Origin of the sequence: Rahnella perminowiae (assembly GCF_019049695.1) — a bacterium.
Taxonomy (GTDB): domain Bacteria; phylum Pseudomonadota; class Gammaproteobacteria; order Enterobacterales; family Enterobacteriaceae; genus Rahnella; species Rahnella perminowiae.
This window is the reverse complement of sequence record NZ_JAFMOT010000145.1, coordinates 1-12,536: the sequence shown is the minus strand read 5'-3', so window position 1 is coordinate 12,536 and position 12,536 is coordinate 1. Positions and strand designations below refer to the sequence as shown.

The window sequence follows — 12,536 nt, the reverse complement described above, 5'->3', positions numbered from 1 at the left end:
ATCAGCCTCCGGCTATCGCCTGAAAGAGCAGGATCTCGTCACCGTCTTCCAGTAAATGAGCAGGCCAGTTATCGCGGGGAATAATGACCTGATTAACCGCCAGTGCGCTGCCTGCAGGATTTAACGCCAGTAAACTGAGCAGATTCAACAAGGTGAGCGGTTGACTGAATTGGTGTGGTACTTCATTGACCAGAATGTTCATGCGTGGCCTCCGCAGATGGCACAGGCTGATGAACGTGTGAGTTGCAGTGAACGCCAGTTTTGCGTTTTACCGTCGAACAGACGTAACTTTCCGCTCAGTACGGAAGGCAGTCCCGCCAGGATTTTTAGTGCTTCCAGCGCCTGCAATGTACCGATGGTGCCAACGACCGGGCCGAGCACACCTGATGTTCGGCAATTGCGCTGTACGGTTTCCTGATCCGGATACAAACAAGCGTAACAACCGTGTACATAAGGCGCTTCTAGCACCAGAAGCTGTCCGCTGAATCCGACGGCGCTACCGCTGATCAAGGTTTTTTCAGCCTCTACGCAGGCTTTATTAACCGCGTGCCGGGTTTCCATGTTATCGCTGCAATCTAAAACGATATCGGTGTCTGACACGGCACGGATCAACGCTTCGCCTGTCAGACGCTCCGTGATGGCCACGGCTTCGCAAAGCGGATTCAGACGCAGTAATTCACGTTTTGCCAGAACCGCTTTGGGCTGATCGAGATCTGCGGTGCGGTAGAGTATCTGTCGTTGAAGATTGGTGATGTGTAATTGATCGTCATCGGCCAGAACCAGCGTACCTACGCCTGCCGCTGCCAGATATAAGGCTGCCGGCGATCCCAGTCCGCCTAGCCCGACAATCAGGACTTTCGCCGCCTGTAGCTTTTCCTGTGCCTGCGGACCGAACTCCTCCAGCATCAGCTGACGGCTGTAGCGCATAAAAGCCGCATCGTTAAGCATCTTCCGGCACCTTACTGGCGCATAAAGCCAGTAATTCTGCGGTGGCTGCCCGCCAGTCTGCTGCCTGCGTAATGGCGCTGACGACGGCGATGCTGCCGACGCCGCAATCGAGAACCGACGGAGCACGTTCAATGCTGATCCCGCCGATGGCCACCGTCGGGAAGCTGCCGTTGAGTTGCCTGATGTGTCGGGCGAGTTCTTTCAGTCCTTGTGGCGCCGACGGCATATCTTTGGTCTGCGTCGGGAAGATATGACCGAGGGCGATGTAAGAAGGTTTCACGGCGAAAGCGCGTGCCATTTCAGTATCATCATGTGTGGATACGCCCAGCCGTAAACCAGCCTGACGGATTGCCTCAAGATCGGCGGTATCCAGATCTTCCTGACCTAAATGCACACCATAAGCCTGATGCTTTATCGCCAGGCACCAGTAATCATTGATAAATAACCGTGCCTGATATTTTTTGCCCAGCGCAATTGCATCAATAATTGCTGGCTCGACGTCCTCATCAGACAAATCTTTCACACGTAATTGCAACGTTTTAACGCCCGCATCCAGCAGGCGGGCAATCCATTCCACGGTGTCCACGACCGGATATAAACCAAGGTGGAACGGAACGGCAGGAAAGGGTTGAGCGGACTGATTCATTGGTTGTTCTCCGTGCTGAGATTGTCGGCCGGATGATAAAGCTCGCTGCCGCGTGAACGGAATTCGGCAGACATCTGTGCCATACCGGATTCAATAACTTCAACCGGCTGGGCTTTGGCTTCCAGTGCGGCGGCATAATCGCGCACTTCCTGAGTGATTTTCATGGAGCAGAATTTCGGACCGCACATTGAGCAAAAGTGTGCCACTTTGCCGGATTCCTGAGGCAGCGTTTCATCGTGATAGGCACGAGCCGTTGCCGGATCGAGAGCCAGATTAAACTGGTCTTCCCAGCGGAATTCGAACCGTGCTTTTGACATAGCGTTGTCACGGATTTGGGCGCCGGGATGTCCTTTCGCTAAATCGGCGGCATGTGCTGCGATTTTGTAGGTGATGAGACCCTGCTTAACGTCTTCTTTGTTAGGCAGGCCGAGATGCTCTTTTGGCGTGACATAACAGAGCATGGCGCAACCGAACCAGCCAATCATTGCGGCACCAATACCGGACGTGAAATGGTCATAACCCGGCGCGATATCGGTAGTCAGCGGGCCGAGGGTATAGAAGGGCGCTTCGTGGCAATGTTCGAGTTCTTCGGTCATATTGCGGCGGATCATCTGCATCGGCACATGCCCCGGTCCTTCGATCATGACCTGAACATCATATTCCCAGGCGATTTTGGTCAGTTCACCTAATGTACGTAATTCGGCAAATTGCGCTTCGTCGTTGGCATCCTGAATGGAGCCAGGCCGCAGGCCGTCGCCCAGTGACAGCGAGACATCATAGGCGGCACAGATTTCGCAAATTTCGCGGAAATGCTCATACAGGAAACTTTCTTGATGATGTGAAAGGCACCATTTCGCCATGATCGAACCGCCGCGGGACACAATCCCGGTCAGGCGTTTGGCGGTCATCGGCACGTAACGCAGCAATACCCCGGCGTGTATGGTGAAGTAATCGACACCTTGTTCGGCCTGTTCCAGCAACGTATCGCGAAACATTTCCCAGTTCAGGTCTTCGGCCACGCCGTTGACTTTTTCCAGTGCCTGATAAATCGGCACGGTACCAATAGGTACCGGACTGTTACGCAGGATCCACTCACGGGTTTCATGTATATAACGGCCGGTGGAGAGATCCATCACGGTATCCGCGCCCCAGCGTGTCGACCATACCAGTTTCTCGACTTCTTCTTCGATAGAAGACGTCACCGCCGAGTTGCCGATGTTGGCGTTCACTTTCACCAGGAAATTGCGTCCGATGATCATCGGCTCTGATTCAGGATGGTTAATATTGGCGGGAATAATCGCGCGACCGGCAGCGACTTCCTGTCTTACAAACTCTGCGGTGATATTGGCGGGCAGATGCGCACCAAAGCTTTCGCCGGGATGTTGCTGACGCAGAACGTCACCGCGGATCCGTTCACGCCCCATATTTTCGCGAACGGCGATAAATTCCATCTCAGGCGTGATGATGCCTTTGCGGGCGTAATGCAGTTGTGTGACATTTTTACCCGCAATGGCTTTGCGCGGGCGGGGCAGGTGTTCGAAGCGGAGGTGGTCCAGCCCTTCATCCGCCAGTCGCTGCTGGGTAAAACCGGAACTGACCTGCGGGAGTTCCTCCGTGTCCGCCCGCGCGTTTATCCAGCGGGCGCGTAATTTTTCCAGGCCGGTATGCACGTCGATAACTGCCGACGGATCGCCGTAAGGCCCGGCGGTGTCATAAACAGGAATCGCTTCATTTTCTTCGAATTGTGGATTGTCTTTGCCGCCGCCGACCAGCGTCGGGCTGAGCTGGATTTCACGCATCGGTACGCGGATATCATGGCGGTCAGCTTCAAGATAAATACGGCGGGAATTGGGAAAAGCTTCACCCTGCAGACTGTCGATAAACGACTGCGCCTGCGCCCGTTGTTCACGGCGGTTTGAAGGTGTCTTTGTAGAAACAACATTTTTTTGAGTACTCGACATAGCAAATTCCTTGTGTTGTTTTGCGTAGTAAAAACGTGGCAAAAACGTGATGGAAAATTGCTTGTCTGGAGGTTTACGGCAGGAGTAAAAATGGGCGATGGAGCGCAGGCGGCCTGATGCAGGCAGATGCCAGATTACGCTGAACGCATAACATTACTCTTGTTCCCTTCGCGGGTACTAACCCGATCAGGTTCCGCGGATCCCGAATTAACGGTCTCAGCCTGGCGTAATCTTCGCGAGAAAATTATGCGCTAGGCACTCCGACAAGAAGCCTCAATATAGGAGGCGTTTTTTGAAACTACAACTAAAACTATTACTAAAATCACAAATCTTAGCCGGATTTTAGTAGGGCAAAGTCTTAAACCGGTCTGGCGAGATGTTCTTCATTTTCAGGTGGCTTTACTGCCTGACTGCTGCGATCAAAAGCGAGAATAATTAATTGATCTTCCAGCTGAAAACGCGCATCTAACGCTTCACCTATATCGGATAATGCATAATGAAATGCGAAAGCATTGTCATCATCAATATCATTTTCAGTGTAACTATCATGGAAAGCCATGATAGTTTCAGTATTCAGTTCCAGTGCAGGATAGATTTTTGCAGCCTGCAATTTTATCGGGCTATTCGCACCTTCAACTTCATCAATGATCCGCTGATACAGATGGAAATGACCGGCAGACAGATAGTCCACCAGGTTATGGCAAAAGTTATCCAGCGCTTTTTCATTGAGAGGGGTATGTTTTTCTTTATTGGGCTTGAGGCCGACCAAAGTGCAGTACGAAACCAGCAGCTCTTTGCGTGCGTGCAGCCATTGATCCACTAACGCATTATTGCCACCAACGCGTTGGGTCAGTCTTTCCAGACGATTTAGCATGGTTGACTCCGTGAGCGATAAAGACGTAACTAAAAGTTACTAACAGGTGAATATCCCCCTCAGATTGTCAGTCCCGATGAGGTTATGCAACAACAATTATGGAATTACAGATTACCGAGCAACACAATGGCTGGTGGGTCATCAGCCAGGACGGCAAGCTATGGCTGCCTGAGGGCGAACTGCCATTTGGCAGCGCCACACAATTTTCTCTGACCGGTAAAACGGCGCGACAGATCGGCGAATGGCAGGGTGAACCTGTCTGGCTGATTCGTCAGGCGATGCCAAACCATATGTTTTCCGCCCGTCAGTTGCTGGATCAGGATCGTGGATTATTCCAGCTGGTCGGGCGCGGTGTACAGCTGTCTGAATTTTATCGATCTCATCAGTTCTGCGGCTACTGCGGGCATGCAATGCATGTCAGCAAAACCGAGTGGGCTGCACTCTGCGGGCACTGCCGCGAACGCTATTATCCGCAGATTGCACCCTGCATTATTGTCGCCATCCGTAAGGGTGATGAGATTTTGCTGGCACAGCATGTCCGGCATCGTAATGGCATTCACACGGTTCTGGCGGGTTTTGTTGAGGTCGGAGAAACCCTGGAGGAAACCGTGGCACGCGAAGTCCTGGAAGAAAGTAATATTCGTGTGAAAAACGTCCGTTATGTCAGTTCTCAGCCCTGGCCGTTCCCCAATTCTCTGATGATGGCATTTATGGCGGATTACGACAGTGGCGACATTCAGCATGACCCGAAAGAGTTGCTTAACGCGAACTGGTATCGCTTTGATGCATTACCGCAGTTGCCACCGCCAGGGACGATCGCGCGCCGTCTGATTGAAGACACCGTTGCTCTTTGTCGTGCTGAACACGAAGAGTAGAGGCGGTTTTACGTGATAGAATGCTGTGAGACGATTATCGGGCGGCCCGAATACTGAAGGAAAGAGCAAGAATGAATGAGTTGAAAAACGACCGTTACCTGCGTGCTTTGTTACGTCAGCCAGTGGACATTACACCGGTCTGGATGATGCGTCAGGCAGGCCGTTATTTGCCGGAGTACAAAGAAACCCGCGCTGAAGCCGGTGATTTTATGTCGCTGTGCAAGAATGCCGAGCTGGCCTGTGAAGTGACTTTGCAGCCGCTTCGTCGCTATCCGCTGGATGCGGCGATCCTATTCTCCGACATCCTGACCATTCCTGATGCGATGGGGCTTGGGCTGTATTTTGAAGCCGGTGAAGGGCCGCGTTTTTCTTCGCCATTAACGAACCGTGCCGATGTCGAAAAACTGCCGGTTCCGGATCCTGAAATGGAGCTTGGGTATGTCATGAACGCCGTGCGTACTATCCGTAAGAACCTGAAAGGTGAAGTGCCGCTTATCGGTTTCTCCGGCAGCCCGTGGACGCTGGCGACGTATATGGTAGAAGGTGGCAGCAGTAAAGCCTTCACCAAAATCAAAAAGATGATGTACGCCGATCCGTCCACTTTCCATCTGTTACTCGATAAAGTGGCAGACAGCGTTATTCTTTACCTTAATGCCCAGATCAAAGCGGGCGCCCAGTCGGTAATGATTTTTGATACCTGGGGCGGCGTACTGTCTCCCCGCGATTACCGCGAATTTTCCCTGAACTATATGCACAAGATTGTCGATGGCCTGATCCGTGAAAATGAAGGGCGTCGTGTGCCGGTCACACTGTTTACCAAAGGCGGCGGACAGTGGCTGGAAGCGATGGCTGCGACGGGCTGCGACGCGCTGGGTCTCGACTGGACCACCGATATTGCCGATGCGCGCCGTCGCGTGGGTGACAAAGTCGCGATTCAGGGCAACATGGATCCTTCAATGTTGTATGCCTCGCCGGTGCGTATAGAGCAGGAAGTGGAGACCATCCTTGCCGGTTTCGGCAAAGGTAATGGTCATGTGTTCAATCTGGGTCACGGCATTCATCAGGACGTCCCGCCGGAAAATGCGGGTGCCTTCGTCGAAGCGGTGCATAGCCTGTCCCGGCAATATCACGAGTAAAATCCCGGTATGATCAATACCCGTGCTTTACGTGAAGAACAACGGATCCTCGCAGATCAGATTAAATTGCAGGATCCGCCCGAATTCACCCCTCCCGCATTGATCGCGGGAGTGGATGTCGGTTTCGAACAGGGGGGTGAGGTGACACGCGCGGCGGTGGCTGTTTTACGCTACCCGACGCTGGAGCTGGTAGAGTATCAGATTGCCCGTATCCCCACTGTTATGCCTTACATTCCTGGTTTCCTTTCCTTCCGCGAACTTCCCGCCCTGCTGCAGGCGTGGCGGCAGCTCTCATCGCACCCTGATCTGGTTTTCGTCGACGGGCAAGGGATTGCGCATCCGCGTCGTCTTGGCGTCGCCAGTCATTTTGGCCTGATGATCGATGTTCCGACGATTGGTGTGGCGAAAAGCCGTCTATGTGGTCAGTTCCTGCCACTGGGTGAGGAACTACACAGTCGCCAGGCGCTGTACGAAGGGGATGAACAGATTGGCTGGGTGTGGCGGAGCAAGCTGCGTTGTAATCCATTATTCATCTCACCCGGTAATCGTATCAGCATGGATTCATCGCTTTATTGGGTACAACAGTGCATGCGGCAATATCGTCTGCCGGAGCCTACCCGTTGGGCAGATGCTGTGGCGTCAAACCGGACGGCGTTTCAACGCTGGCAACGGCTGAGTGATGATCTTTTAGGAATCAAGGAATAGGGATATTGATTTATTTCAGGTAAACTCCCGCGCAGAAAAGTTAACGAGATCAACTCATGTTACGTAATCCAATTCATTTACGTCTCGAAAAGCTGGAAAGCTGGCAACACGTAACGTTTATGGCAAGCCTGTGTGAGCGCATGTACCCGAACTATCAGGCATTTTGTCTGGAAACCGGGTTTGGCGAAGCACAGCTTTACCGCCGCATCCTGGATTTAATCTGGGAGACGCTGGTGGTAAAAGACGCCAAGGTCAATTTTGACTCACAGCTCGAAAAACTGGAAGAAGCGGTGCCTTCTTCCGATGATTACGACATCTATGGGGTTTATCCGGCCATCGATGCATGTATTGCATTAGGTGAACTGATTCATTCACGTCTGAGTGGCGAAACGCTGTCACACGCGGTTGCCGTCAGTGAGGCGTCAATTCGTACTGTCGCGATGCTGGAAATGACTCAGGCCGGTAGAGAAATGACGGATGAAGAACTCAAAGTCATTCCTGCCGTGGAAGAGGAATGGGACATCCAATGGGAGATTTTTCGCCTGTTGGCTGACTGTGAAGAGCGTGACCTGGAATTAATAAAAGGGTTACGTTCTGACCTGCGTGAAGCCGCTGTCAGTAACATTGGCATAAATTTAACGCAATAAGGCAAGAAAACGTGATTTAACGCCTGATTTGTCGTGCCTTAAGGCTTCACATCCGCACCCTGTCTGGTCTACATTTGGGGGGCGTAAAAAAAGTGGCTATCGGTGCGTGTATGCAGGAGGGTGCTGTCAATCGGCATATCCGTCGCACTCGATGCTTTGCAAACGATAAACACACTGTAAAGGATAACTTATGAACAAGACTCAACTGATTGATGTAATTGCGGACAAAGCTGATCTTTCCAAAGCACAGGCCAAAGTTGCTCTTGAATCTACTCTGTCTGCTATTACCGAGTCTCTGAAAGAAGGTGATGCTGTACAATTGGTTGGTTTCGGGACTTTCAAGGTAAATCATCGTAACGAGCGTACTGGTCGTAACCCACAGACTGGTAAAGAAATCAAAATCGCAGCTGCAAACGTGCCTGCGTTCGTTTCTGGTAAAGCTCTGAAAGACGCTGTTAAGTAATTGCTTGCAGTGAAAAGAATAAGCGGAGGGGCCTTTAAGCCCCTTCAGTTTATCACCCCCGGACTGGTAGCAGGTTTACTGGTGCTCGGTCTGGTGGGTTGCAGTTCTAAAAAAGATCCTGAGTTATTCTTTGCCAGCGGTTATGTCGCCGATCAAGGTATCAACCGGCTCTGGCGTAAAGACAGCGCACAGCACGATCCTCAAACCATTCTCAACGTCTACAGCCCCTATTACGGCGGCGATACGATTATTACCCGATACGAATTCCAGCAAGGGCAATTGCACCTGCTTAAAGAAACCCATGCGACTAAAACGGATTTGGGTGTCATGCTGCGTTTTGATGAGGGCGGCAATGTCAGCTTTATGCAACGGCAGCTTCCGGAGCGTCGGGAGAAATTATCTGCAGACGAAATCGAACGCTATAAGTATGAAGCGTCAAAAATTCTCGATCTGAGTAATGCGCTGCAGGCAGGGAAAGTCCGGCTGGTTCAGGCGCGCTGGCGCAAAGGGTTAATAACAACCTGTGCCGGTGAACAAGTCACGCCGACACTGACTGTCCGCTCACAGGTCTGGCTGGCGAAACGAGCCAGTCGCAGTAACGATAACCTGGGATTAGCCTGGCTGACCGCCCCTCAGGGTAATGAGATGTTGCTGGTAGCTAATGAAGATTTTTGTAAATGGGAACCGAAAGAGTCCGATCTCTGATCCCGGGTTCACGCATGAAAAGGCACGCCGAAGCGTGCCTTTTTGATTGTCGGGGCTGGCAGGATTACTGATTGCGTTCGCGATCGATGGCGCGATAACCGATGTCTTTGCGGCAGAAGCTGCCTTCCCAATGAATATCTTTTGCTAAGTCATAAGCGCGTGCCTGTGCTGCTTCCACCGTTTTACCCAATGCCGTCACACATAACACGCGACCGCCATGAGTGACCACACGTTCATTCTGCAAACGGGTTCCGGCGTGGAAGACTTTACCGTCCGGTACTTCTTCCAGCGGCAGACCATGAATAGCATCTCCGGTTTTATAATCTGCAGGATAGCCACCGGCTGCGAGCACGACACCCAGCGACGGGCGCGGATCCCACTCGGATGTTTTATCACCCAGACGACCTTCAGCACCGGCCAGGCATAAGTCCACAAGATCAGAGCGCAGACGTAGCATGATCGGCTGAGTTTCCGGATCGCCGAAACGACAGTTGAACTCGATCACTTTCGGCTGGCCGTCAGCGGAGATCATCAGACCGGCATACAGGAAACCGGTATAGGTGTTATTTTCCGCCGCCATACCGCGAACGGTTGGCCAAATCACCTGATCCATCACGCGCTGATGGATTTCATCGGTCACGACTGGCGCCGGAGAATAGGCTCCCATACCACCGGTGTTCGGACCGCTGTCGCCGTCACCTACACGTTTATGATCCTGACTGGTCGCCATCGGTAATACATTGGTACCGTCGACCATGACGATGAAACTGGCTTCTTCGCCGTCGAGGAACTCCTCGATAACAATGCGATGGCCTGCATCACCGAAAGCATTTCCCGCCAGCATGTCATGAACGGCATCTTCGGCTTCTTTCAGGGTCATTGCCACAATGACACCTTTGCCAGCGGCGAGGCCGTCAGCTTTGATGACAATCGGCGCACCCTTGCTGCGCAGATAAGCCAGAGCGGGTTCGATTTCGGTGAAGTTCTGGTAATCGGCACTGGGAATGTTATGGCGAGCCAGAAAATCTTTGGTGAATGCCTTAGAGCCTTCCAGCTGCGCCGCTTCCTGCGTCGGGCCAAAGATTTTCAGGCCCGCTGCGCGGAAAGCATCGACCACACCAATCACCAGCGGTGCTTCAGGACCGACAATAGTCAGGCCGATATCATGTTCACGTGCAAAACTCAGCAAGCCGGCGATGTCAGTGGCGGCAATATCAACGTTTTCCAGTAGCGGCTCCAGCGCCGTGCCGGCGTTGCCAGGTGCAACAAAGACTTTATCCGCCAGAGGTGACTGCGATGCTTTCCATGCCAGTGCATGTTCACGCCCGCCGTTACCGATAATTAAAATATTCATTCGAAGACTCCGGATGAGCGGGCGCATCGCACCCGCCAAAAGAAAATTAATGACGGAAGTGGCGCATATCGGTGAACAGCATTGCAATGCCGTGTTCGTTAGCCGCAGCAATAACTTCATCGTCACGGATAGAGCCGCCAGGTTGGATCACGCAGGTAATACCCACGGCTGCCGCCGCATCAATACCGTCGCGGAACGGGAAGAAAGCATCAGAGGCCATTACGGAGCCCGCCACTTGCAAACCTTCATCGGCGGCTTTGATACCGGCAATTTTGGCAGAATAAACGCGGCTCATCTGGCCAGCGCCGATACCGATGGTCATTTTGTCACGCGCATAAACAATGGCATTGGATTTTACAAACTTAGCCACTTTCCAGCAAAACAGCGCGTCTGTCAGTTCCTGCTCTGTCGGCTGGCGCTCGGAAACCACACGCAAATCAGCGGTATCAACCATACCCAAATCGCGATCCTGAACCAGCAGGCCACCATTGACACGTTTGAAGTCGAGCGCTTTCTGGCGCTCTTGCCATTGTCCGCAGGTGAGTACACGAACGTTTTGTTTGGCCGCGGTCAATGCCAGCGCTTCGTCACTGACGGACGGCGCGATGATCACTTCCACAAACTGACGGCTGATGATGGCTTTTGCCGTTTCAGCATCCAGCTCACGGTTAAAGGCAATAATGCCGCCGAAAGCCGACGTCGGATCAGTCTGGTAGGCGCGCTCGTAAGCGGCCAGGATACTGTCACCGATGGCCACGCCGCACGGGTTAGCATGCTTGACGATGACGCAGGCAGGTTCTGCAAATTCCTTTACACATTCCAGAGCTGCATCGGTATCCGCAATGTTGTTATAGGAAAGTGCCTTGCCCTGAAGCTGAGTAGAGGTGGCCACAGAAGCTTCGCTGACGTTCTCTTCTATATAGAAGGCAGCGTTCTGATGGCTGTTCTCGCCATAACGCATATCTTGTTTCTTTATATAGCTGAGATTCAGTGTGCGCGGGAACTGGCCGGAAGCTGATTCAGTATCACCGTGGTAAGCCGGAACCATCGTGCCAAAGTAGTTCGCAATCATGCCGTCGTAAGAAGCGGTATGTTCGAAAGCTTTGATTGCCAGGTTGAAACGGGTCGCCAGTGTCAACGAGCTGCTGTTGGCATCCATTTCTTCAATAATAGACGCGTAGTCGCTGCTCTTTACTACGATCGCCACATCTTTATGGTTCTTCGCTGCTGAGCGAACCATGGTCGGGCCGCCAATATCAATGTTTTCTACTGCATCTTCCAGTGTACAGTCCGGGCGCGCGACGGTTTGTGCGAACGGGTAAAGGTTAACGACCACCATGTCGATTGGTGCAATAGAATGCTGCGCCATGATTTCATCATCTTTCCCACGACGACCGAGGATCCCGCCATGAACTTTCGGGTGCAGGGTTTTGACGCGTCCATCCATCATTTCCGGAAAACCGGTGTAGTCAGAAACTTCGGTGACTGGCAGGCCGGCTTTAGCTAACAAGCTGGCGGTTCCGCCAGTGGAAAGTAATTCAACGCCACGCGAAGACAGAGCCTGGGCGAATTCTACGATACCGGCTTTGTCAGAAACACTGAGCAGAGCGCGGCGGATTGGACGAGATTGTTGCATGGTGGTTATATCCTTGGCTTTGGAGTCGCAGTAAAGAGCGTTATCGGAATTCAATGACGATTTTCTTCTCTTTATATAGAGCACTTTGCAGAAAAACGTGGGATTGAGCTTGGATAACTTCCCCTCAGTGGCTGATTTTTCATTTATCACCCCTAAAGGGCAGTGAAAACTAACGCGCGAAATTGTAGCGAAAACGATTGCGCGACGCTCGCAAAATTTGAGATTCCTGTGCCTCTGTGGATAAATCTGTGCAAAACACGGTATAAGCGGTGTGTTTGCTGTGTAATGCAGCAAACAGTGATTTTTCTTAAAATTAGCCCTTGCGGCCTGCTGAGAACTCCCTATAATGCCGCTCCATCGACAGGGAACAACGTGAACAACATCACGAAGTAACCGGGTCGGAAAGATTAAAAACAGCGGCAGTCGGATGAAATAAACGGTTGACACTGAATGAGGAAGGCGTAATATACGCCACCTCGAGTTAGCAAGCGAAAGCGCGTAACTCACTGCTCTTTAACAATTTATCAGACAATCTGTGTGGGCACTCACAAGACGATATCAGCCACTTCGGTGGCAAAAAATATCA

13 protein-coding genes and 1 riboswitch are annotated in these 12,536 nt (G+C 52.1%); of the genes, 6 read left to right on the top strand and 7 right to left on the bottom strand.

Going from position 1 to position 12,536, the window contains the following annotated elements; genetic code table 11:
• Position 1: 1 nt before the first annotated feature.
• The 5 genes from thiS to rsd all read right to left on the bottom strand — a co-directional run bounded on the left by thiS (position 2) and on the right by rsd (position 4,429).
• Positions 2-202 (bottom strand): sulfur carrier protein ThiS, encoded by a 201-nt coding sequence (thiS, locus tag J1781_RS01975; protein WP_129955673.1) that lies wholly within the window; start codon positions 200-202, stop codon positions 2-4.
• Positions 199-948 carry a HesA/MoeB/ThiF family protein gene (locus tag J1781_RS01970; RefSeq protein WP_129992340.1) on the bottom strand — a complete coding sequence of 250 codons (750 nt, stop codon included), beginning with the start codon at positions 946-948 and terminating at the stop codon, positions 199-201. The genes thiS and J1781_RS01970 overlap by 4 nt, the downstream gene beginning before the upstream one ends.
• A complete protein-coding gene (gene thiE / locus J1781_RS01965; RefSeq protein WP_217233130.1) occupies positions 941-1,594 on the bottom strand; it encodes a thiamine phosphate synthase in 654 nt (217 codons plus the stop codon). Before thiE ends, J1781_RS01970 begins: the two co-directional genes overlap by 8 nt.
• Positions 1,591-3,555: a phosphomethylpyrimidine synthase ThiC gene (gene thiC / locus J1781_RS01960; protein ID WP_238483452.1), complete on the bottom strand. Its 1,965-nt coding sequence runs from the start codon at positions 3,553-3,555 to the stop codon at positions 1,591-1,593. The genes thiE and thiC overlap by 4 nt, the downstream gene beginning before the upstream one ends.
• A gap of 146 nt (positions 3,556-3,701) precedes the next feature.
• A riboswitch (TPP riboswitch) is annotated at positions 3,702-3,828 on the bottom strand.
• Positions 3,829-3,913: 85 nt separating this feature from the next.
• Positions 3,914-4,429 carry a sigma D regulator gene (gene rsd, locus J1781_RS01955; protein WP_129955669.1) on the bottom strand — a complete coding sequence of 172 codons (516 nt, stop codon included), beginning with the start codon at positions 4,427-4,429 and terminating at the stop codon, positions 3,914-3,916.
• Between the two features lie 98 nt (positions 4,430-4,527).
• On the opposite strand from rsd, the gene nudC reads away from it, so the two are divergent.
• The 6 genes from nudC to J1781_RS01925 all read left to right on the top strand — a co-directional run bounded on the left by nudC (position 4,528) and on the right by J1781_RS01925 (position 8,960).
• Positions 4,528-5,304, top strand: coding sequence for an NAD(+) diphosphatase (nudC, locus tag J1781_RS01950; RefSeq protein WP_129955668.1), 777 nt, complete (start codon positions 4,528-4,530; stop codon positions 5,302-5,304).
• 71 nt (positions 5,305-5,375) lie between these two features.
• The gene (gene hemE / locus J1781_RS01945) at positions 5,376-6,440 is read left to right on the top strand and encodes a uroporphyrinogen decarboxylase (RefSeq protein WP_015699029.1); all 1,065 of its coding nucleotides are present in this window, start codon (positions 5,376-5,378) and stop codon (positions 6,438-6,440) included.
• Between the two features lie 9 nt (positions 6,441-6,449).
• On the top strand, positions 6,450-7,145 hold the full coding sequence (nfi, locus tag J1781_RS01940; protein ID WP_129955667.1) for a deoxyribonuclease V: 696 nt from the start codon (positions 6,450-6,452) through the stop codon (positions 7,143-7,145).
• A 56-nt stretch (positions 7,146-7,201) separates the two neighbouring features.
• Positions 7,202-7,792, top strand: coding sequence for a YjaG family protein (locus J1781_RS01935; protein ID WP_129955666.1), 591 nt, complete (start codon positions 7,202-7,204; stop codon positions 7,790-7,792).
• A 190-nt stretch (positions 7,793-7,982) separates the two neighbouring features.
• The gene (gene hupA, locus J1781_RS01930; RefSeq protein ID WP_013577396.1) at positions 7,983-8,255 is read left to right on the top strand and encodes a nucleoid-associated protein HU-alpha; all 273 of its coding nucleotides are present in this window, start codon (positions 7,983-7,985) and stop codon (positions 8,253-8,255) included.
• 18 nt (positions 8,256-8,273) lie between these two features.
• Positions 8,274-8,960: a DUF1481 domain-containing protein gene (locus J1781_RS01925; RefSeq protein ID WP_240782882.1), complete on the top strand. Its 687-nt coding sequence runs from the start codon at positions 8,274-8,276 to the stop codon at positions 8,958-8,960.
• A gap of 64 nt (positions 8,961-9,024) precedes the next feature.
• Here the strand turns inward: J1781_RS01925 and purD are convergent, their stop codons facing one another.
• Positions 9,025-10,314: a phosphoribosylamine--glycine ligase gene (purD, locus tag J1781_RS01920; protein WP_129955664.1), complete on the bottom strand. Its 1,290-nt coding sequence runs from the start codon at positions 10,312-10,314 to the stop codon at positions 9,025-9,027.
• 46 nt (positions 10,315-10,360) lie between these two features.
• A complete protein-coding gene (gene purH, locus J1781_RS01915; protein WP_129955663.1) occupies positions 10,361-11,950 on the bottom strand; it encodes a bifunctional phosphoribosylaminoimidazolecarboxamide formyltransferase/IMP cyclohydrolase in 1,590 nt (529 codons plus the stop codon).
• Positions 11,951-12,536 lie beyond the last annotated feature (586 nt).

What these genes read in the sequence shown, in the direction of transcription:
- hupA (WP_013577396.1), top strand. Translation starts at nt 7,983, where the DNA reads ATGAACAAGACTCAACTGATTGATGTAATTGCGGACAAAGCTGATCTT.
- nfi (WP_129955667.1), top strand. Translation starts at nt 6,450, where the DNA reads ATGATCAATACCCGTGCTTTACGTGAAGAACAACGGATCCTCGCAGAT.
- hemE (WP_015699029.1), top strand. Translation starts at nt 5,376, where the DNA reads ATGAATGAGTTGAAAAACGACCGTTACCTGCGTGCTTTGTTACGTCAG.
- thiC (WP_238483452.1), bottom strand. Translation starts at nt 3,555, where the DNA reads ATGTCGAGTACTCAAAAAAATGTTGTTTCTACAAAGACACCTTCAAAC.
- thiS (WP_129955673.1), bottom strand. Translation starts at nt 202, where the DNA reads ATGAACATTCTGGTCAATGAAGTACCACACCAATTCAGTCAACCGCTC.
- J1781_RS01970 (WP_129992340.1), bottom strand. Translation starts at nt 948, where the DNA reads ATGCTTAACGATGCGGCTTTTATGCGCTACAGCCGTCAGCTGATGCTG.
- rsd (WP_129955669.1), bottom strand. Translation starts at nt 4,429, where the DNA reads ATGCTAAATCGTCTGGAAAGACTGACCCAACGCGTTGGTGGCAATAAT.
- nudC (WP_129955668.1), top strand. Translation starts at nt 4,528, where the DNA reads ATGGAATTACAGATTACCGAGCAACACAATGGCTGGTGGGTCATCAGC.
- thiE (WP_217233130.1), bottom strand. Translation starts at nt 1,594, where the DNA reads ATGAATCAGTCCGCTCAACCCTTTCCTGCCGTTCCGTTCCACCTTGGT.
- purH (WP_129955663.1), bottom strand. Translation starts at nt 11,950, where the DNA reads ATGCAACAATCTCGTCCAATCCGCCGCGCTCTGCTCAGTGTTTCTGAC.
- purD (WP_129955664.1), bottom strand. Translation starts at nt 10,314, where the DNA reads ATGAATATTTTAATTATCGGTAACGGCGGGCGTGAACATGCACTGGCA.
- J1781_RS01935 (WP_129955666.1), top strand. Translation starts at nt 7,202, where the DNA reads ATGTTACGTAATCCAATTCATTTACGTCTCGAAAAGCTGGAAAGCTGG.